General features: G+C 72.4%; 20 protein-coding genes. 14 read left to right on the forward strand and 6 right to left on the reverse strand.

The annotated features are described in order from the left end of the window. Positions 1 to 30 precede the first annotated feature (30 nt). From ACFY0K_RS13430 to ACFY0K_RS13440, 3 genes are read left to right on the forward strand one after another with little or no spacing between them, the layout of a single operon-like run. Complete coding sequence (locus tag ACFY0K_RS13430) at positions 31 to 384, forward strand: histidine triad nucleotide-binding protein (RefSeq protein WP_382723195.1); 354 nt, start codon at positions 31 to 33, stop codon at positions 382 to 384. A gap of 6 nt (positions 385 to 390) precedes the next feature. Continuing rightward, complete coding sequence (locus ACFY0K_RS13435) at positions 391 to 1,305, forward strand: ribonuclease Z (RefSeq protein ID WP_390639923.1); 915 nt, start codon at positions 391 to 393, stop codon at positions 1,303 to 1,305. Between the two features lie 20 nt (positions 1,306 to 1,325). Then, the gene (locus tag ACFY0K_RS13440) at positions 1,326 to 2,330 is read left to right on the forward strand and encodes an adenosine deaminase (protein WP_390639924.1); all 1,005 of its coding nucleotides are present in this window, start codon (positions 1,326 to 1,328) and stop codon (positions 2,328 to 2,330) included. A 6-nt stretch (positions 2,331 to 2,336) separates the two neighbouring features. Here ACFY0K_RS13440 and ACFY0K_RS13445 read toward each other — a convergent pair whose 3' ends face one another. Beyond that, the gene (locus ACFY0K_RS13445; protein ID WP_390639925.1) at positions 2,337 to 3,527 is read right to left on the reverse strand and encodes an MFS transporter; all 1,191 of its coding nucleotides are present in this window, start codon (positions 3,525 to 3,527) and stop codon (positions 2,337 to 2,339) included. A gap of 297 nt (positions 3,528 to 3,824) precedes the next feature. After that, complete coding sequence (locus ACFY0K_RS13450) at positions 3,825 to 4,601, reverse strand: IclR family transcriptional regulator (protein ID WP_390639926.1); 777 nt, start codon at positions 4,599 to 4,601, stop codon at positions 3,825 to 3,827. A 109-nt stretch (positions 4,602 to 4,710) separates the two neighbouring features. Between ACFY0K_RS13450 and ACFY0K_RS13455 the strand changes: the two genes are divergently transcribed. Both ACFY0K_RS13455 and ACFY0K_RS13460 read left to right on the forward strand, forming a co-directional pair. After that, a complete protein-coding gene (locus tag ACFY0K_RS13455) occupies positions 4,711 to 5,661 on the forward strand; it encodes a 5-dehydro-4-deoxyglucarate dehydratase (protein ID WP_390640011.1) in 951 nt (316 codons plus the stop codon). 205 nt (positions 5,662 to 5,866) lie between these two features. Next, entirely contained in the window at positions 5,867 to 7,042 is a 1,176-nt protein-coding gene (locus ACFY0K_RS13460) for a carbohydrate kinase family protein (protein ID WP_390639927.1), read from the forward strand. A gap of 372 nt (positions 7,043 to 7,414) precedes the next feature. On the opposite strand, the gene ACFY0K_RS13465 is transcribed toward ACFY0K_RS13460, so the two are convergent. Next, positions 7,415 to 8,104: an FAD binding domain-containing protein gene (locus ACFY0K_RS13465; RefSeq protein ID WP_390639928.1), complete on the reverse strand. Its 690-nt coding sequence runs from the start codon at positions 8,102 to 8,104 to the stop codon at positions 7,415 to 7,417. Positions 8,105 to 8,355: 251 nt separating this feature from the next. On the opposite strand from ACFY0K_RS13465, the gene ACFY0K_RS13470 reads away from it, so the two are divergent. Genes ACFY0K_RS13470 through ACFY0K_RS13490 form a run of 5 tightly spaced genes read left to right on the forward strand, consistent with a single transcriptional unit; the run spans position 8,356 to position 12,006 of the window. After that, the gene (locus ACFY0K_RS13470; RefSeq protein WP_390639929.1) at positions 8,356 to 9,423 is read left to right on the forward strand and encodes a PhoH family protein; all 1,068 of its coding nucleotides are present in this window, start codon (positions 8,356 to 8,358) and stop codon (positions 9,421 to 9,423) included. A gap of 14 nt (positions 9,424 to 9,437) precedes the next feature. Next, positions 9,438 to 9,935, forward strand: a complete 498-nt coding sequence (gene ybeY, locus ACFY0K_RS13475; protein ID WP_351954969.1) for an rRNA maturation RNase YbeY — start codon at positions 9,438 to 9,440, stop codon at positions 9,933 to 9,935. Between the two features lie 19 nt (positions 9,936 to 9,954). Next, on the forward strand, positions 9,955 to 11,256 hold the full coding sequence (locus ACFY0K_RS13480) for a hemolysin family protein (RefSeq protein WP_390639930.1): 1,302 nt from the start codon (positions 9,955 to 9,957) through the stop codon (positions 11,254 to 11,256). Then, complete coding sequence (locus ACFY0K_RS13485; RefSeq protein ID WP_390639931.1) at positions 11,253 to 11,612, forward strand: MmcQ/YjbR family DNA-binding protein; 360 nt, start codon at positions 11,253 to 11,255, stop codon at positions 11,610 to 11,612. The genes ACFY0K_RS13480 and ACFY0K_RS13485 overlap by 4 nt, the downstream gene beginning before the upstream one ends. A 43-nt stretch (positions 11,613 to 11,655) precedes the next feature. Further along, the gene (locus ACFY0K_RS13490; RefSeq protein ID WP_390639932.1) at positions 11,656 to 12,006 is read left to right on the forward strand and encodes a cytidine deaminase; all 351 of its coding nucleotides are present in this window, start codon (positions 11,656 to 11,658) and stop codon (positions 12,004 to 12,006) included. A gap of 171 nt (positions 12,007 to 12,177) precedes the next feature. On the opposite strand, the gene ACFY0K_RS13495 is transcribed toward ACFY0K_RS13490, so the two are convergent. Further along, positions 12,178 to 12,480, reverse strand: coding sequence for a hypothetical protein (locus ACFY0K_RS13495; RefSeq protein ID WP_390639933.1), 303 nt, complete (start codon positions 12,478 to 12,480; stop codon positions 12,178 to 12,180). Between the two features lie 287 nt (positions 12,481 to 12,767). Here ACFY0K_RS13495 and ACFY0K_RS13500 point away from each other — a divergent pair, with 287 nt between their 5' ends. The 3 genes from ACFY0K_RS13500 (at position 12,768) to ACFY0K_RS13510 (ending at position 15,886) form a co-directional block, all read left to right on the forward strand. Continuing rightward, positions 12,768 to 13,238, forward strand: coding sequence for a hypothetical protein (locus ACFY0K_RS13500; RefSeq protein ID WP_390639934.1), 471 nt, complete (start codon positions 12,768 to 12,770; stop codon positions 13,236 to 13,238). Positions 13,239 to 13,392: 154 nt separating this feature from the next. Next, positions 13,393 to 14,727: a beta-xylosidase gene (locus tag ACFY0K_RS13505; RefSeq protein WP_390639935.1), complete on the forward strand. Its 1,335-nt coding sequence runs from the start codon at positions 13,393 to 13,395 to the stop codon at positions 14,725 to 14,727. A gap of 94 nt (positions 14,728 to 14,821) precedes the next feature. Beyond that, on the forward strand, positions 14,822 to 15,886 hold the full coding sequence (locus ACFY0K_RS13510) for a WxL protein peptidoglycan domain-containing protein (protein WP_390639936.1): 1,065 nt from the start codon (positions 14,822 to 14,824) through the stop codon (positions 15,884 to 15,886). Here ACFY0K_RS13510 and ACFY0K_RS13515 read toward each other — a convergent pair. Next, positions 15,780 to 16,118 (reverse strand): P-II family nitrogen regulator, encoded by a 339-nt coding sequence (locus ACFY0K_RS13515; protein WP_093503192.1) that lies wholly within the window; start codon positions 16,116 to 16,118, stop codon positions 15,780 to 15,782. The two genes, ACFY0K_RS13510 and ACFY0K_RS13515, sit on opposite strands and share 107 nt — an antisense overlap. Beyond that, the gene (locus ACFY0K_RS13520; RefSeq protein WP_390639937.1) at positions 16,115 to 17,425 is read right to left on the reverse strand and encodes an ammonium transporter; all 1,311 of its coding nucleotides are present in this window, start codon (positions 17,423 to 17,425) and stop codon (positions 16,115 to 16,117) included. Before ACFY0K_RS13520 ends, ACFY0K_RS13515 begins: the two co-directional genes overlap by 4 nt. Positions 17,426 to 17,568: 143 nt before the next feature. Here ACFY0K_RS13520 and era point away from each other — a divergent pair, with 143 nt between their 5' ends. Further along, a complete protein-coding gene (gene era / locus ACFY0K_RS13525) occupies positions 17,569 to 18,537 on the forward strand; it encodes a GTPase Era (RefSeq protein ID WP_390639938.1) in 969 nt (322 codons plus the stop codon). Positions 18,538 to 18,627 lie beyond the last annotated feature (90 nt).

Raw genomic sequence — 18,627 nt, forward strand, 5'->3', positions numbered from 1 at the left:
CCGGAACTGATCACCGGTCGAGGAGAAAACGTGGCAGGGGAACCCCAGGACGACTGCCTGTTCTGCAAGATCGTCGCAGGCCACGTCCCCGCGACGATCGTCCGGGAGACGGACACCACCGTCGCCTTCCGGGACATCAACCCCCAGGCGCCCACCCACGTCCTGGTGATCCCCAAGGTGCACTACCGGAACGCGGCCGAGCTCGCCGCGGGCGAACCCGCCGTCGCCGCCGACATACTGCGTGAGGCGCAGGCCGTCGCCGACGAGGACAAGCTGGAGAGCTACCGCGTCGTCTTCAACACCGGCAGCGGCGCCGGCCAGACCGTCTGGCACGCGCACGCCCACGTCATCGGCGGCCGCGGCCTGCAGTGGCCGCCCGGGTGACCCACCATGTCCGTACGTGAGTTGGTGGTGCTCGGCACCGCCAGCCAGGTCCCCACCCGGCACCGCAACCACAACGGCTACCTGCTGCGCTGGGACGGCGAGGGCATCCTCTTCGACCCCGGCGAGGGCACCCAGCGGCAGATGCTGCGGGCCGGGGCCGCCGCCCACGACCTGAACCGGATCTGCGTCACCCACTTCCACGGGGACCACTGCCTCGGCCTCGCCGGCGTCGTCCAGCGCATCAACCTCGACCAGGTCCCGCACCCGGTCACCGCCCACTACCCGAGGTCCGGCCAGCGCTTCTTCGACCGGCTCCGGTACGCCACCGCCTACCGCGAGACCGTCGGCATCACCGAGGCCCCGGTCGACGCGGACGGCGACCTCGCGGTCACCCCCGCCTACACGCTGGAAGCCCGCAAGCTCTCCCACCCCGTCGAGTCGTACGGCTACCGGCTCACCGAGCCCGACGGCCGCCGCATGCTGCCCGAACGGCTCGCCGCGCACGGCATCAAGGGCCCCGACGTCGGCCGGATCCAGCGCGAGGGCGTCCTCGGGGACGTCACGCTCGACGAGGTCAGCGAGGTGCGGCCCGGCCAGCGGTTCGCGTTCGTCATGGACACCCGGCTGTGCGAGGGCGTGCACGCCCTCGCCGAGGGCTGCGACCTGCTCGTCATCGAGTCGACCTTCCTCGACGAGGACGCCCCGCTCGCCGCGGACCACGGCCACCTGACCGCCGGACAGGCGGCGGCCGTCGCCCGCGACGCGGGCGTACGGCACCTGGTGCTGACCCACTTCAGCCAGCGCTACTCCGAACCCGACGGCCCCGAGAGGTTCGAACGGCAGGCGCGCGCCGCCGGCTACGCGGGCGAGCTGACCGTCGCCCACGACCTGCTCCGAGTGCCGGTCCCGAAGCGCAGGTGAAACGGCCGTACGATGCTTTGATGCCCCTCCCCAAAGCAGAACTGCACCTCCACATCGAAGGCACCCTGGAGCCCGAGCTGGCGTTCCTGCTGGCCGCCCGCAACGGCGTCGAACTGCCCTACGCGGACACCGAAGCGCTCAGCAAGGCCTACCGGTTCGAGGACCTGCAGTCCTTCCTGAACCTCTACTACGAGCTCATGACCGTCCTGCGCACCGAGCAGGACTTCGACGACCTCGCCGACGCCTACCTGTCACGGGCCGCCGCGCAGGGCGTGCGGCACGCCGAGATCTTCTTCGACCCGCAGGCGCACCTCGCGCGCGGCGTGGCCATGGGGACGGTCGTCGAGGGCCTGTGGCGGGCGCTCGGCCGCAGCGTCGACAGCCACGGGATCTCCACCCGCCTCATCATGTGCTTCCTGCGGGACGAGTCCGCCGAGTCGGCGATGGCGACGCTGGAAGCCGCGAAGCCTTACCTGGACCGGATCACCGGCATCGGGCTGGACTCCGCCGAGGTCGGGCATCCGCCGGCCAAGTTCCGCGAGGTGTACGAGGCGGCGGCCGCGCTGGGGCTGCGGCGGGTGGCCCACGCGGGTGAGGAGGGGCCGCCGGAGTACATCACCGAGGCGCTGGACGTGCTCGGCGTCGAACGCGTCGACCACGGGCTGCGCTGCCTGGAGGATCCGCACCTGGTGGAGCGTCTGGTGCGGGAGCGGATCCCGCTGACGCTGTGCCCGCTGTCGAACGTCCGGCTGCGCGCGGTCGACGTGCTCGCCGACCACCCCCTTCCGGCCATGCTCGACGCCGGGCTGCTGTGCACGGTCAACTCCGACGACCCGGCCTACTTCGGCGGTTACGTCGCCGACAACTACCACGCCGTGCGCGACGCCCTGGGCCTGTCCAGGGAGCAGATGCGGGGACTGGCCCGCAACTCCTTCCTCGCGTCCTTCCTCGACGACGACGAGGAGCTGCGGGCGCGCTACCTCGCGGAGGTGGACGCCTTCGAGTTCGGCCCCGCCCACGGCTAGGGGCTCCTAGGCCGCGACGTCGAGCCGGACCGGTGTCGTCCCCTCGGTGAGCGCCGGGCCGGTCGCGACGGTGGTGGTCCTGCGCCGCAGCGCCACCGCCGTCAGCGGCACCGCGACCGCCAGCAGCCCCACCGCGAGGACCGTCCCCATCGCCGGGAAACCGGCCCGCGCCGCCAGCAGGCTGCCGGTCACCGGGCCGACGGCCGTCCCCAGCGACGACGCCGACCCGACCAGCACCGCCCAGCGGCCCCGCGGATCGAGGGCGGCGGCCAGCCCGAGGACGTACGACAGGACGACCGGGTAGAGCAGGTTCCAGGCGATCTCGCCGGACGCGAACGTCGACAGGTCGGTCGCGGACGCGCTGAGCGCGATGCAGCCCGCGATCAGCACGGTGCCCAGACCGATCGGCAGCGCCTGGCCGAGCCGCGGGCCGAGGGCGCCCGCGCCGACCACACCGAGCAGGCCGGTGCCGAGCGCCACCGCGAACACCGCGCCGACGGTGGCCTCGCCGAGGTGCGCCTGCGTCAGGCCGATCCGGCCGCTGACCCCCCACAGCGAGTTCTGCGCGGCCGACCAGCACGGCATCGCGGCGGCCAGCAGCAGGCCCGAGCGCAGGTGCGGAAGCCGGGGGCCGGCGGCGGCGCGGGGCAGGGCAGGCGCGGTACGGGGGGACAGCCGGGCGGTGAACGGCCAGACCGCGAGCGCCGTGAGCGCGAGCGCGGCCAGGGGCTGTGCGTGGCCGGGGCCGAGGTGCGGGACCGTCAGATAGACGGCACCGGCGAGGGCGGAGACGCCGAGCAGGCCGAGGGTGGTGGTGCGGTGGGGGTCCCGTTGCGCGGCGATGCCGGTGGCGGCGACGGCGGTGAGCGTGCCGGAGCCGAAGCCGCCGACGACCGCGCCGGCGACGACCGCGGGGACGGCGGCGGTCAGGGCGGCGCCGCCGTAGCCGAGGAGCGCGAGGAGGAGGCCCAGGCGGGCGAGCGTGCGGGGGCCGATGCGGTCGACCCGGGACGCGAGCAGGAAGCCGGCCGTCGCCGAACTCAGCAGCAGGGCACTGCCGACGGCGCCTGCCTGGGTGGCGGAGAGGGGGAGCCCCGACGCGAGCCGGCCGACGGTGGTCGGCAGGAGGTAGGGGGCCAGGTACCCGGCCGTGAAAAGGGCGACGAGGGGCCAGGGGGTGGTGCGGGGGGCGGACACGGGCGTTCCCAGGGCATGCGAAAGGAGCGGTGCAGGAAGGGGGTTGGGCGCAGGCCGTCAAGGGACAGGAACGCGCGGGCAATTTGTATCAAGTGGGGAGGGTGAGCAGAAGGGTGGGGGGTGTGATGTGGGGCACGGTGGGGTTTCGGGTGCGGTGGAGGGGGTAAAAGCGCCGCGCGCCGTGGCCTCCCCCCAGCCTTCGGCCGGGGGACCCCCAGCGCCCACCCGTGCCGCCCCAGCGGCACGACTGCCCGCAACTGGATGAGCTGAACTGCGCGACCGGTCTTCCCCGGCCCCTCAGCGCCAGTTGACGGTGCCGCCCGTTGTCGCCGACTCGATGCGGATGCGGATTTCCTGCATCACGGCCACGATCCGGTCCTCGTGCTCCGGCGTCAGGCGGGTGACCGGTACGGAACAGCTGATCGCGTCCTGGGCCAAGGCGTCGTAGCGCAGGGCGAAGCCGTAGCCGGTGATGCCGAGGACGCTTTCCTCGCGGTCGATCGAGTAGCCGCGGGCGCGGATTCCGGCCAGGTCGGCGGCGAGGGTGTCCGGGGTGGTGTGGGTGTGGGGGGTGAGGGACCGGTAGGGGCCCGCGGGGAGGCCGGCGTCCGGGCGTTCCGCCAGCAGTGCCTTGCCGAGCGCGCCCGCGTGGGCCGGGAGGCGGCGGCCCACGCGGCTGATCGTGCGCAGGTACTCGTGGGACTCCCGGGTCGCCAGGTACGCCACGTCCGGGCCGTCCAGGCGGCCCAGGTGGATCGTCTCGCCGAGCGCCTCGGAGGCCTCGTCGAGGTAGGGGCGTACGAGGCGGACACGCGGGTCGGAGTCGAGGTAGCTGGTGCCGGTCAGCAGGGTGCGGATGCCGATGCCGTAGAGGGAGCCGGTGGTGTCGGTGCGCACCCAGCCGCGGGCGATCAGCGTCTGGAGGAGGGCGTACATCGAGCTGCGCGGGACGCCGAGGCCGTCCGCCAGTTCCTGGAGGCGGGCCGGGCGGTCGCCGCGGGCGGCGAGGAGCTCCAGCAGCTCCACGGTGCGCGCCGCGGACTTCACCTCGCGGACCCCTGCTGTCTCGGACATGTGCAGATCGTATGGGGGGCGGGGGAGGGGTGCGCCGTTGACGAGGGGCGTTCGCATATCTAGTCTCAGTCTCCATACATGGATGACGTCTACATGGGGAGATGGCGAGATGGGTGCGGTGGCCGGACGGCCGGAGCAGGTGGTACGGAGGCTGCGGGACGGAATGGCGCACGGGGTGCTGTCGTTCCCGCTCACCTCGTTCCGTGCCGACGGGTCCCTCGACGTGGACGGGTTCCGGGCGTACGTGGCCGGGCAGCTGGCCGCCGGGCCCGGCGCCCTCTTCCCGGCCTGCGGGACCGGGGAGTTCTTCTCGCTGGACGAGGAGGAGTACCGGCAGGTCGTGACGGCGGCGGTCGAGGAGGCCGGCGGGCGGGTGCCCGTGGTCGCCGGGGTCGGGTACGGCTGGGCGCAGGCCGTCCGGTTCGCGCGTGTCGCGGAGGAAGCGGGGGCGGACGCCCTGCTCGTGCTGCCGCACTACCTCGTCGCCGCCCCGCAGGACGGGCTGGTCGCACAGGTCGAGGCCATCGCGGGCCGGACCGAACTGCCGCTCGTCGTCTACCAGCGCGGCCAGGTCGCGTACACCGCCGGGTCGTTGGCGCGGATCGCGCGCATCCCCGGTGTCATCGGCCTCAAGGACGGGCACAGCGACCTCGACCGGCTCCAGCGGCTGACCCTCGCCGCACCCGACGGCTTCCTCTTCTTCAACGGCGCCGCCACCGCCGAGATCCAGGCCCGCGCATATGCGACGGTCGGCGTCCCCGCGTACTCCTCCGCCGTGCACGCGTTCGCCCCGGAGATCGCCGACGCCTTCTTCGCCGCCCTCCAGGACCGTGACCAGGGCACCGTCGACAAGCTGCTGCGCGACTTCTACGTGCCGTTCGTCGAACTGCGCGACCGGGCGCCCGGATACGCGGTGTCGCTGGTGAAGGCGGCGGCCCGGCTGCGCGGTCTGCCGGTGGGTCCCGTGCGCGCCCCGCTCACCGACCCGTGCGCCGCGGACCTGGCCGACCTCGGGGCCCTGCTCGACGCCGGCCTCGGCCTCGTGGGAGCGTCCCGGTGAACCTCACCCCCGCCGCACGCCGGTCCTCGCCGCCGGTCCGCCGCTGCTGAACACGCGGGTCGTGCACCAGCCGTACGCTCCCGGCTGACCGGCCGCGCCCCGCCGGCAGCCGCCGCCCGATCGGGCGGTCGTACGGCGAGAGCGGCCGCCGCTCCCGTGACATGGTGCACACTGGCCGGATCCGCACCACGTCAGGGAGCGCACCGTGACCGCGTCCAACGCGTTCGCCGGAGAGGAACCGGAGTACCTCGACGACGACAGGGGAGAAACCACACCGCACTGCGCCGCGCAGGTCGACCCGCTGGCCGCCCTGCGCACGCCCGGCGATCCGCCCTGGGACGTCTATCTCACCGGCACCGTCTTCCTCGACATCGTCTTCACCGGCCTCGACAGCGCGCCGGTGCGCGGCACCGAGTCCTGGGCCCGCGGCATGGGCTCCAGCCCCGGCGGCGTCGCCAACATGGCCACCGCCCTCGCCCGCCTCGGCCTGAAGACCTCCCTCGCGGCCGCCTTCGGCGACGACCACTACGGCGAGTACTGCTGGGACGCACTCGCCCAGGGCGAGGGCATCGACCTCTCCCCGTCCCGGACCGTGCCCGGCTGGCACTCGCCGGTCACCGTCTCCATGGCGTACGAGGGGGAGCGGACCATGGTCTCGCACGGCCACGAGCCGCCCGCGGACCTGCTGTTCCGCCAGCAGAACGCACCGGGCCACCCCGCCCGTGCACGCGCCGCCGTAGCCTCCCTCACGCCCGGCAAACGCAACCCCTGGATCGCCAGGGCGGCCGCCGAGGGGACCCGGATCTTCGCCGACGTCGGCTGGGACGACACCGGTGCGTGGGACCTGGCCGGGCTCGCCGACCTCGAACACTGCGAGGCGTTCCTGCCCAACGCGGAGGAGGCCCGGCGGTACACCGGCGCGGACTCCCCGCGGGCGGCCGCGCACGCCCTCACCGAGTACGTGCCGCTCGCCGTCGTCACCCTCGGGTCGGAGGGCGCCTACGCCGTCGACGGGCGTACCGGCGAGTCCGCGGAGGTCCCGGCGATCGCCGTGGAGGCCCTCGACCCGACCGGCGCGGGGGACGTCTTCGTCGCCGGTTTCGTCACCGGCACCCTCGCCGACTGGCCGCTCGCCGACCGCCTCGCCTTCGCGGGCCTCACGGCGGCCCTCTCCGTCCAGGAGTTCGGCGGTTCGCTGTCCGCTCCCGGGTGGTCGGAGATCGGGGCGTGGTGGCGCAAGGTGCAGTCCGTGCCGGGACAGGACCCGGCCGCCCTGCGCCGGTACGCGTTCCTGGAGGGCCTGGTACCGGAGGAGGACCAGGTACGGCCGTGGCCTCTGCGGAGGGCGGTACCGACGATCGGGTTCGGACGGGCGGGGTGACGATCGCGGGTGCGGGTGCGGGTGCGGGTGCGGGTGCGGGTGCGGGTGCGTGGGAGCTGGGGCCGGGGGGTTTCACTCGCCCGCGTTGGCGGGGTGCCTCCCCCAGCCTTCGGCCGGGGGGACCCCCAGCGCCCACCCGTGCCGCCCCAGCGGCACGACTGCCCGCGGCTGGATGAGCTGGCTCGGCCGGTCGCGGCTGTGCAGCGCCCCTTCAGGGGCGCGGGGAACTGCGCGACAAGCCCCCACCGGGCCGCACCCGGCGACGAAGCCGGCACAGCCCCGGCCTACTCTCCCCGCACCCGACGACGAAGCCGGCACAGCCCGGCCTGCTCCTCCCGCACCCGGCGACGAAGCCGGCGGCGCAGCCCCGGCCTACTCTCCCCGCGCCTTGGCGACCTGCTGCCGCACCAGCGACCGCCCCGCCTCCGAGACCCCGGACAGCGCCCCGGCGAACAGCTCCTCCACCCCGCCCCCGTCGGCCCCCACACCCCCGCTGCTCACCGCGTACCCCTCCCGCACCGCGACCCGCAGCACACCCTCCGTGTCCACCGCCGCCGCCACGACGGTCGGCACCTCGCCGCCCGCCGGGTCGGCCACCTTCGCGTACGCCCCCTGCACCGGCTCCCGCCAGCGCAGCGCGAGCAGCACCGGCGACTTGGCCTGCACCTCGGCGAGGTCCACCTCGTACACCCCGTCCGCCGTGAGCACCTCGGCCCACGCGTCCAGCACCAGCGCCGCCGGCAGCAGGTCCCGCAGGGTGGACCCGGCGACGTTCCCGCCGACCGTCGCCGCCCGGCGCACCGCCCCCGTTCCGACGCCCTTCGCGGCCTGCCGCAGCACCTCCGGAACCCGGTCGTCCACCTGGTGCAGGAGCACCGCGCCCCCGAGCACCCCGTTCCCCATCGCCGTCGCCTCCGGTACCTTCCGCAGGGACACCGCCTGTTCCGGGAAGCCGTCCCGCTGCCACGCGGCCCACACCAGGGTCGCTCCGCCGACGGGTATCGCCCCCTCGACCAGACAGTCACGGGCCTCGGACACCGACGTGGGCAGTCGCAGCAGCACGGCTACCTGCTTTCTGTACGGACAGGTGGCGTGGAGCGGACGCGGCCCCCCGGCCACGCGATGGCAGTGACGGCCCGATCCTGCCCCGGCGTGCGGGAGCGCATGCAGGGCTCACGGCCGCACCGGGGGCGCCTCCGGCTGTGAAAAGCCCTACGGCGTTGTCGGCCCCGCGTCGTACGCTTGATAACGCGAGGCCGCCCTCAGCTACGCGGCCGTGACGAGGAGGAACCGCAGGCCTTAAGCGCCGGCCCATGACTCAGACACCCACAGCTCACACTCCCGCGCAGCAGCAGGCCCGAGCTCAGTTCGAGGTTCCCGCCCAGCACCCCATGGTCACCGTGCTGGGATCCGGCGACTCCCTGCTGCGCGTGATCGAGAAGGCCTTCCCGGCGGCCGACATCCACGTCCGGGGCAATGAGATCAGCGCGGTCGGCGATGCCCGTGAAGTCGCCCTCATACAGCGCATGTTCGACGAGATGATGCTGGTGCTCCGCACCGGGCAGCCGATGACGGAGGACGCAGTGGAACGCTCGATCGCCATGCTGCGGGCGAGCGAGAACGGGGAGGGACCGGAGGAGACCCCGGCCCAGGTTCTGACGCAGAACATCCTGTCCTCGCGCGGCCGCACCATCCGCCCCAAGACCCTCAACCAGAAGCGGTACGTCGACGCGATCGACAAGCACACGATCGTCTTCGGCATCGGGCCCGCGGGCACCGGCAAGACCTACCTGGCCATGGCCAAGGCGGTGCAGGCCCTGCAGTCCAAGCAGGTCAACCGCATCATCCTGACCCGGCCTGCGGTCGAGGCGGGCGAGCGGCTCGGCTTCCTGCCGGGCACGCTCTACGAGAAGATCGACCCGTACCTGCGCCCGCTGTACGACGCGCTGCACGACATGCTCGACCCCGACTCGATCCCGCGCCTGATGGCGGCCGGGACCATCGAGGTCGCGCCGCTGGCGTACATGCGCGGCCGCACGCTCAACGACGCCTTCATCATCCTCGACGAGGCCCAGAACACCTCCCCCGAGCAGATGAAGATGTTCCTCACCCGGCTCGGCTTCGAGTCGAAGATCGTGATCACCGGTGACGTGACGCAGGTCGACCTGCCCAACGGCACCAAGTCCGGTCTGCGCCAGGTGCAGGACATCCTCGACGGCGTGGACGACGTGCACTTCTCCCGGCTGACGTCCCACGATGTCGTACGGCACAAGCTGGTGGGCCGTATCGTCGACGCGTACGAGAAGTACGACAGCTCGCACGGCACCGAGAACGGCACGCACAAGGGCGGCCGTCCGAAGTCCGCGCACAAGGGGAAGTAGACAAGCACAGCGCCATGTCGATCGACGTCAACAACGAGTCCGGAACCGAGGTCGACGAGCAGGCGATCCTCGACATCGCCCGCTACGCGCTCGCACGGATGCGCATCCACCCGCTCTCCGAGCTCTCGGTGATCGTCGTGGACGCCGACGCCATGGAGCAGCTGCACATCCAGTGGATGGACCTGCCGGGTCCGACGGATGTCATGTCGTTCCCGATGGACGAGCTGCGGCCGCCGTCGAAGGACGAGGACGAGCCGCCGCAGGGGCTGCTCGGCGACATCGTGCTCTGCCCGGAGGTCGCCGCCAAGCAGGGGGCCGAGGCCGAGACCCAGCACTCCATGGACGAGGAGCTCCAGCTGCTCACCGTCCATGGCGTGCTGCACCTGCTCGGCTACGACCACGAGGAGCCCGACGAGAAGGCCGAGATGTTCGGCCTGCAGGCGGCCATCGTGGACGGCTGGCGCGGGGAGCGGGGCCTGACCGGGCCCTCGCCGGCGCCGACGGTCTCGTAGCCGGGCGGGTCGTCGCCGTATGAGTCCGCAGATCGTCCTCGGCGCGGTCGCGCTGGTCGTCGTCGCCTGGCTGGCCGCCTGCGCCGAGGCCGGCATCGCCCGCGTCTCCAGCTTCCGGGCCGAGGAGGCGGTGAAGTCCGGGCGGCGCGGCAGCGCCAAGCTCGCCCAGGTCGCCGCCGACCCCACCCGCTACCTCAACGTGGCGCTGCTGGTCCGCGTCGCCTGCGAGATGGCGGCCGCGGCCCTGGTCACCTACGCCTGCCTCCAGGCGATCCCCGCCACCTGGCAGGCGCTGCTCGCCGCGATCGGGGTGATGGTGCTCGTGTCGTACGTCGCCGTCGGCGTCTCCCCGCGCACCATCGGCCGCCAGCACCCGCTGAACACGGCGACGGCCGCCGCGTACGTGCTGCTGCCGCTCGCCAGGATCATGGGCCCGATCCCGTATCTCCTCATCCTCATCGGCAACGCGCTCACCCCCGGCAAGGGCTTCAGGCGCGGCCCGTTCGCCTCCGAGGCCGAACTGCGGGCGCTGGTCGACCTCGCCGAGAAGGAGTCGCTGATCGAGGACGAGGAGCGCCGCATGGTGCACTCGGTCTTCGAGCTCGGCGACACCCTGGTGCGGGAGGTCATGGTCCCGCGCACCGACCTCGTCGTCATCGAGCGGTACAAGACCATCCGCCAGGCCCTGACCCTCGCCCTGCGCTCGGGTTTCTCGCGCATCCCGGTCACCGGGGAGAGCGAGGACGACATCGTCGGCATCGTGTATCTCAAGGACCTGGTCCGCAAGACGCACATCAGCCGGGAGTCCGAGTCCGACCTGGTCTCCACCGCGATGCGGCCCGCGTTCTTCGTGCCCGACACCAAGAACGCCGGCGACCTGCTGCGCGAGATGCAGAAGGAACGCAACCACGTCGCCGTCGTCATCGACGAGTACGGCGGCACGGCCGGGATCGTCACCATCGAGGACATCCTGGAGGAGATCGTCGGCGAGATCACCGACGAGTACGACCGTGAACTCCCGCCCGTCACCGACCTCGGCGACGACCGCTACCGGGTCACCGCCCGCCTCGACATCACCGACCTCGGCGAGCTGTACGGCCTGGAGGAGTACGACGACGAGGACGTGGAGACGGTCGGCGGCCTGCTCGCGAAGGCCCTCGGCAGGGTGCCGATCGCCGGCGCCTCCGCCCAGGTCGAACTCCCCGACGGCCGCAGGCTGGCGCTCACCGCCGAATCGGCCGCCGGCCGCCGCAACAAGATCGTGACGGTGCTGGTGGAGCCGGTGCCGGTACCCGACACCGTGGAGGACGACCCCGAGTGACACCGGACCGGCTCCGCGCCTTCTGCCTCTCCTTCAACGCGGCCGAGGAGGACTTCCCCTTCAACCCGGACATCTCGGTCTTCAAGGTGCTCGGCAAGATGTTCGCGCTGAGCTGGATGGACGCGAAGCCGCTCAAGGTCAACCTCAAGTGCGACCCCGACGACGCGGTACGGCTGCGCGGCGAGCACGAGGGGCTGATCGCGCCCGGCTATCACATGAACAAGCGGCACTGGAACACCGTCACCGTGGACGGCGACCTCCCCGAGCGGCTCGTGAAGGAGCTGATCGAGGACTCGTACGACCTCGTCGTCGCCGGCCTGCCGAGAGCGGAGCGGCTGCGGCTGGACCGGCCGTGAGCCGGGTTGACCGAGTCAAGCGTGGGGTTCGTATGCTCGGGGCATGACCGACAGCAACGCGCTCGATGCCGAGGACCGCAAGATCGTCACCCTGGCCCGCTCGGCCCGGGCCCGCAACGGGGTGCCCGAGGGGGCGGCCGTACGGGACTCGACGGGCCGGACGTATGTGGCGGGGACCGTGGAGCTGGCCTCGCTGAAGCTGAGCGCGCTGCGGACGGCGGTGGCGATGGCGGTGGCGTCGGGGGCGGAGTCGCTGGAGGCGGCGGCGATCGTGAGCGGCGCGGAAGAGGTCGACGCCGGGGACCTGGCCGCCGTGCGGGATCTCGGCGGGCCGGGGACGCGGGTCCTGCTGGCGGGGCCCGACGGCGAGGTCCGGCTCACAACGCAGGCCTAGTACACGGCCGGCCGGAGCCGGCGGGTTGGCTGACTCCGTCGGTCCAGGGGCGGGGTGGGTTGACTGCGGTGGGCGGGTGCGGCGCCGCCGTGGCCAGGCGCGCAGTTCAGCCCCCCAGCCTTCGGCCGAGGGTACCCCGGCGTCCCTTTGCGGCGGTTGGGCTCCCGGGCGTCAGGCGGGCCCGCCGATGAGAATGGTCAGCAGCGTGACCAGGCAGCATCCGCTGACCAGCCCCTGGACCGCCGACGTGACCCACATCCGGACGGTCCAAGTCGCCGCTGCGAGGATCCCGGCACACAGGGCCAGGCCCCCCAGACACGCCGGCAGGACCCAGTCGACCGATACTCCCCCCAAGGCGGGGAGCAGCGACATGCCAAGGACGCCGAACAGCGCCACCACCTCGAACGCGACCAAGGTCATCGCCGCGATCACGTCCCCGGCCCGTCTCGCGTACCGGCTGCCTCTGTCGCCCATCGCGGCAGCCTCCCCCGGAATCGCGGACTCCGTCCGCCCCGCCCCCGTACCGAGACCGGACCGGGACGCGACCGATGCGAAGGCGGCGGACCGTGTCCCGGTCACGCGTCGTCGTCCCGGCAGGTCGGCCAAATTTCAACCTTGTAGGTCTGTGGTGCTCGCGCATCAATGGGGACCGTAAGTTCCGACGGACCGTCAGATTCGGCCCCGCGGTGTGTCCGCACCCACCCGGACCGGGGTCACCGTCCCACATGGCATTCCCACGTAACGGGAAGGGAACCGATCCCATGAAACGCATAGCCACCGGTGCGGCACTCGCGGCGGGGACCCTCGCCGTCGCGGCGCTGGCCTTCGCGCCCTCGGCCGCCGCCGTCACCCCGACCACCGCCACCGTCACCGCCAGCTGCGGCATCTTCGGCGGCGGCACGGCCACCCTCACCGCGACCCAGAGCGGCACCAGCGCCACCCTCACGCTCACCTCCAGCGCGATCACCACCCCGCTCGCGCTGTCGGCGAACTCCATCGCCTCCACGCTGACCATGGCCAACTCGACCGGCGCCAGCCGGGTCTTCAGCGGCACCGTGAACCCGGCCATGGCCGCCGGCTCCCCGGTCACCGTCGGCCCGCTCCCGGGCACCGTGGCCGCCGGTGACAGCCTCGACTTCTACAAGGGCTCGCTGAAGATGGTCATCTTCGGCATCACCGTCACCTGTACGTCGAGCGCCGCCCAGTCGCCCGGACCGTTCGTCATGGACTGAGCCCGCTGACGGGTTCGTTCCGGATGCCGCAGAAGCTGATGAACCGTCAGGTTTCTGCGGCATCTCCATTGACTTCTCACGCGGCCTCCACATCAATGGCCCCCTGTCGGCGCAGAGGAGCCGCTGCGCCCGCAACCCTCAGGAGGGGGCTTCCATGGGTTCACCCCCAAGATCACGGAGATCCCGACGGTGGCGCTGGATCTCACTGTTCGGCGCGACCGCGCTCGCGGTCACGGCGGGCGGTGCGCTGGCCTGTCCGGCCGGTGCCGCCGGGACGAACGTCGACTTCGCCACGCACTGCATCCCGCCCGCCGTCGCGGGCCTCCCGCCGATCGACGGCACCACCACCGCCGCCGTCTCGGTGGACAACACCAGCCCCAAGGTCGGCGACACGGTCACCGTGACCTACACCGTGGTCACGCCGGCCGCCAACAACCCCACCGCCCTCGCCCTGCCGGCCGACATCATGACGCCGACCGGGAAGGTGACGCTGGGCGGCGCGCAGACCGGGGACGTGACGGTGACCGGGCCGAAGAAGAACGATCCGGTGCCGGGGTACGGGACCTTCCCGTCGTTCTCCATGACGGGCACGTTCACCGTGACCTCGCCGGGTGCCATCACCCTCTCGCCCGGCGACTACAACATCCACACCAGCTACATCCTGGAGCTGGACACCCCGTGCACGGTCACCAACCCGCCCGCCCCGGTGTCGGAGACCGTCACGGCGACCTCGACCACCCCGGTCAACACCCGCGCCATCAGCCTGGACAAGGCCTCCGGGAACCCCGGTGACAGCGTGACCGTCACCGGGAAGAACTTCACGCCGGGGGCCACCGTGACGCTGGCCGGGCGGTCCGGCGGCAGCCAGACCGCCGACACCGCCACGGCGACCGCGGGCTCGGACGGTTCCTTCAGCGCGCCCGTCGTCGTCAACGACAAGACGACGACCGGGATCGTGGCGTACGAGGGGAGCGCGTGGAGCGCCGACCTGGGGGCCGGGCCGGCCGCCTACACCGTCAACGACACCACGCCCGTGCCGCCCGGCAGCCAGAAGCTGACCACCACCGTCAAGGCGGGGACCCTGTCCATGTCCCAGGCCGGGGACTCCGTCGCGCTGTCGGCCGTCGACTTCGGGCAGGGCGGGGCGTCCACGGGCAGCCTGCAGACCGTCACCGTCAAGGACTTCCGCGGCGGGCCGGCCGGCTGGTCGCTCACCGGCAAGGTCACCGACTTCACCGGTCCCGGCGCCAAGATCGACGCCGGGAAGCTGAGCTGGACGCCGAGTTGCGCGACCAAGGCGGGCAGCCCCAGCACCTGCGCGGCCGGTTCGGCGGGCACCGTCGGCAGCTCCGGGGCGACCCTCGCCTCGACGCCGGACTCCACGCTCACCGGCGGCGAGTTCACGGTCGACGCCGGACTCTCCCTGAACGTGCCGGCGTTCACGCCCCCGGGGTCGTACTCCGGGGTCCTGACCCTGACGCTCACCTGAGCCGACTCGGCCACCTCCCTTGCGGCGACCGGGCTTTCGAGTGACGAGAGACCCGGTCGCCGTCCGTCCCGCTTCCGACCGGGGGTCCGCACCCATGCGTCGCGTCAAGCCGTATGTCCTCCTCCTGAGCCTGATCCTCGGCGCCTTGTGCACGGCGGGTCCCGCGCGCGCCGCGGACAACGGAAGCTGGTCCGTCTACCCGGTCGCCTCGAAGATCGCGGCGCGGCCGTACTTCTACCTCTCCCTCGACCCAGGGCAGACGATCACCGACAAGGTGGCCGTCGCGAACAAGACCGGCGAGCCGCTGACCTTCCGGCTGTACGCGGCCGACGCCTACAACACCGCGCGGGACGGCGGCTTCGCCGTCCGGACGGTCAAGGAGAAGATGCGGGGGGTGGGGGCCTGGGCCCGGATCGGGAAGGCGCGGGTCACCGTCCCGCCGCACCGGACGGTCACCGTGCCGTTCACCCTGCACGTACCGAAGGGCGCCGAGCCGGGCGACCACCCCGGGGCGATCGTCGCGCTGGACGAGAAGGTCGATCCGGGGTCCGGGTCCCTGGCGCTCGGCGTGCAGCGGGCGGTCGGCGCCCGGGTCTACCTGCGGGTGAGCGGGCCGACGCTCCCGGCCCTCGCCGTCGAGAACGTGCACATCAGCCACCACCAGCCGCTCGTGCCCGGCCTCGGCGCCAGCACGGCGACGATCTCCTACACCCTGCACAACACCGGGAACGTGACGCTTGACCCGAAGGTGCGGCTTCGCGCGGAGGGCCTGTTCGGCCGGACGCTGCTCAGCCGCGACCTCACCGGGGTCCCGTCCGAACTGCTGCCGGGGGAGCGGGTCGCGCTCACCGCGCGCTGGCGGGACGCGCCCCAGCTCGACTGGGGGAAGGTGACGCTGACGGCCAGCGCGACCGGCACCAGGGAGTCGGCGAGCGCGTCGTTCCTCGCCCTGCCGTGGCTGGTGCTGATGGTGGTGTTCGCCGCCGGGGCGGCGGCCGGCGCGCTGTTCGCCCGGTCGCGCCGCAGGGGCCGCAGGCCGTTCGCCGGACGGTTCAGAGGGCGTCGGGGCCGCGTTCGCCCGTCCGCACCCGTACGACCGTCTCGACCGGCAGCGCCCACACCTTCCCGTCCCCGATCTTCCCCGTCTGCGCGGCCTTGACGATCGCCTCGATCGCGGGCTCGGCGTCGGCGTCCTCGACGACGACCTCGATCCGGACCTTGGGGACCAGGTCGACGCGGTACTCGGCGCCCCGGTAGACCTCGGTGTGGCCGTGCTGCCTGCCGTAGCCGCTGGCCTCGGTCACGGTCAGGCCGTGCACGCCGAGCTCCTGGAGCGCGGTCTTCACCGCGTCGAGGCGGTAGGGCTTCACGATCGCGGTGATGAGCTTCATGGCTGGCTCTTGACCTTCTGGGCGGTGGGGAGGACGGAGTGGGCGACCGGGGCGCCGTGGCCCAGGACCCCGTGATCGTAAGCGGTCTCGGCGTGCACCGTAAGGTCCAGGCCGGTGTGCTCCTGGTCCTCGGCCGCCCGGAAGCCCATCGCCTTGTCGAGTAGCTTGCCGATGCCGTACGTCACGGCGAACGCGTACGCCGCGACGGCCACGACCGCCACCGCCTGCTTGCCGAGCTGGGCGGGGCCGCCGCCGTAGAAGAGGCCCTCGGCGCCGCCGGTCATGGCCTGCTCGGCGAACAGGCCGATCAGCAGGGTGCCGATGATTCCGCCGACCAGGTGAACGCCGACGACGTCGAGGGAGTCGTCGTAGTCCAGCCTGAACTTCCAGCCCACCGCGTACGAGCAGACCACGCCCGCGGCGAGGCCGACGACGAGGGCGCCGAGCAGGGAGACCGAGCCGCAGGACGGGGTGATGGCGACCAGGCCGGCGACCGCGCCGGAGGCCGCGCCCAGGGTGGTCGGGTGGCCGTCGCGCTTCTGCTCGACGAAGAGCCAGCCCAGCAGGCCGGTGCAGCCTGCGGCGAGGGTGTTCAGGAAGACGGCGGCGGCCAGGCCGTTGGCGCCGAGCGCGCTGCCCGCGTTGAAGCCGAACCAGCCGAACCACAGCAGACCGGCGCCGAGGATCACCATCGGCAGGTTGTGCGGCCGCATGGCGTCCTTCTTGAAGCCGAGCCGGGGGCCGAGGACCAGGCACAGGGCGAGACCGGAGGCGCCGGAGGTGATCTCGACGGGCAGGCCGCCCGCGAAGTCGAGGGCGCCGAGGCGGTGCGCGATCCAGCCGCCAGGGCCCCACACCCAGTGCGCGACGGGAACGTATACGAGCAGCGCCCAGACCGGCACGAAGACCAGCCAGGCCCCGAATTTCGCCCGGTCCGCGATGGCTCCGCTGATCAGTGCGGCCGTGATGATCGCGAAGGTGAGCTGGAAGGTGGCGAAGAGCAGGGTGGGGACGGTGCCCTGGACGCTGTCCGGGCCGAGGCCGCTCATGCCCGCGTGGGCGAGGTCCCCGAGGAGCCCGGCCCCGAGGTCGTCGCCGAAGGCGAGCGAGTAGCCGCCCGCCAGCCACACCACCGTCACCAGGGCGATCGACACGAAGCTCATCATCAGCATGTTGAGGACGCTCTTCGTGCGGACCATACCGCCGTAGAACAGGGCCAGTCCCGGGGTCATCAGCAGGACCAGGGCGGTCGCGGCGAGCAGCCAGGCGGTGTCACCGGTGTCGGCGTGCGCGGCGGAGAGGAACACGGGCGTCTCCAACGTCGGTCGGGGCTCGTCAGAGGGTCACCGGTCCCCGTTTCCGGTTGCGTACAGCTGTGTTTCCGTGACGTTTCGTTGCGTCGGGGTTACCGAAATCTCACGGTGCGGCGGCGCCCCGACGATCAGGGAGAATGGGGGCCATGAGCGTTCGCAGCCAGTCAACCGAGCCGTCGGAATCGTCGGAGGCCGCCCACCGGGCGGGCTTCGCCTGTTTCGTGGGCCGCCCCAACGCGGGCAAGTCCACCCTCACGAACGCTCTGGTCGGGCAGAAGGTGGCGATCACCGCGAACCAGCCGCAGACGACGCGGCACACGGTACGCGGCATCGTGCACCGGGAGGACGCCCAGCTGATCCTGGTCGACACCCCCGGCCTGCACAAGCCGCGCACCCTGCTCGGCGAGCGCCTCAACGACGTCGTCCGTACCACCTGGGCCGAGGTGGACGTGATCGGCTTCTGTCTCCCGGCGAACGAGAAGATCGGCCCCGGCGACCGCTTCATCGCCAAGGAGCTGGCCGGGATCCGCAAGACCCCGAAGGTCGCGATCGTCACCAAGACCGACCTGGTCGACTCCAAGACCCTCGCCGAGCAGCTGATCGCCATCGACCAGCTCGGCAGGGAACTGGGCTTCGAGTGGGCCGAGATCGTGCCGGTCTCGGCGGTCGGCGACAAGCAGGTGAACCTGCTGGCCGACCTCCTCGTCCCGCTCCTCCCCGAGGGCCCGGCGCTCTACCCCGAGGGCGACCTCACCGACGAGCCCGAACAGGTCATGATCGCCGAGCTGATCCGCGAGGCGGCCCTGGAGGGCGTCCGCGACGAGCTGCCGCACTCCATCGCCGTCGTCGTCGAGGAGATGCTCCCGCGCGAGGACCGCCCCGCCGACAAGCCCCTCCTGGACATCCACGCCAACCTGTTCATCGAGCGCCCCAGCCAGAAGGGCATCATCATCGGCCCCAAGGGCAAGCGCCTGAAGGACGTCGGCATCAAGAGCCGCAAGCAGATCGAGGCCCTGCTCGGCACCCCTGTCTTCCTGGACCTGCACGTGAAGGTCGCGAAGGACTGGCAGCGGGACCCGAAGCAGCTGCGGCGGCTGGGGTTCTGAGGAGGCGGTGCCGGGAGTTGCCCCCGCGCCGCGATGGACTGCCCCCTGCGTACAACCTTCCGGACGGCCACCGGTCTGAACAGGTACACA

The organism is Streptomyces sp. NPDC001507 (genome assembly GCF_042894765.1).
Classification (GTDB): domain Bacteria; phylum Actinomycetota; class Actinomycetes; order Streptomycetales; family Streptomycetaceae; genus Streptomyces.

Bases quoted from the DNA above. Each gene is read 5' to 3' on its own strand.
- ACFY0K_RS13470 (WP_390639929.1), top strand. From the start codon at position 8,356: ATGACTCAGACACCCACAGCTCACACTCCCGCGCAGCAGCAGGCCCGA.
- ACFY0K_RS13450 (WP_390639926.1), bottom strand. From the start codon at position 4,601: ATGTCCGAGACAGCAGGGGTCCGCGAGGTGAAGTCCGCGGCGCGCACC.
- ACFY0K_RS13435 (WP_390639923.1), top strand. From the start codon at position 391: ATGTCCGTACGTGAGTTGGTGGTGCTCGGCACCGCCAGCCAGGTCCCC.
- ACFY0K_RS13500 (WP_390639934.1), top strand. From the start codon at position 12,768: ATGAAACGCATAGCCACCGGTGCGGCACTCGCGGCGGGGACCCTCGCC.
- ACFY0K_RS13505 (WP_390639935.1), top strand. From the start codon at position 13,393: ATGGGTTCACCCCCAAGATCACGGAGATCCCGACGGTGGCGCTGGATC.
- ACFY0K_RS13510 (WP_390639936.1), top strand. From the start codon at position 14,822: ATGCGTCGCGTCAAGCCGTATGTCCTCCTCCTGAGCCTGATCCTCGGC.
- ACFY0K_RS13490 (WP_390639932.1), top strand. From the start codon at position 11,656: ATGACCGACAGCAACGCGCTCGATGCCGAGGACCGCAAGATCGTCACC.
- era (WP_390639938.1), top strand. From the start codon at position 17,569: ATGGGGGCCATGAGCGTTCGCAGCCAGTCAACCGAGCCGTCGGAATCG.
- ACFY0K_RS13480 (WP_390639930.1), top strand. From the start codon at position 9,955: ATGAGTCCGCAGATCGTCCTCGGCGCGGTCGCGCTGGTCGTCGTCGCC.
- ACFY0K_RS13495 (WP_390639933.1), bottom strand. From the start codon at position 12,480: ATGGGCGACAGAGGCAGCCGGTACGCGAGACGGGCCGGGGACGTGATC.
- ACFY0K_RS13455 (WP_390640011.1), top strand. From the start codon at position 4,711: ATGGGTGCGGTGGCCGGACGGCCGGAGCAGGTGGTACGGAGGCTGCGG.
- ACFY0K_RS13515 (WP_093503192.1), bottom strand. From the start codon at position 16,118: ATGAAGCTCATCACCGCGATCGTGAAGCCCTACCGCCTCGACGCGGTG.
- ybeY (WP_351954969.1), top strand. From the start codon at position 9,438: ATGTCGATCGACGTCAACAACGAGTCCGGAACCGAGGTCGACGAGCAG.
- ACFY0K_RS13440 (WP_390639924.1), top strand. From the start codon at position 1,326: ATGCCCCTCCCCAAAGCAGAACTGCACCTCCACATCGAAGGCACCCTG.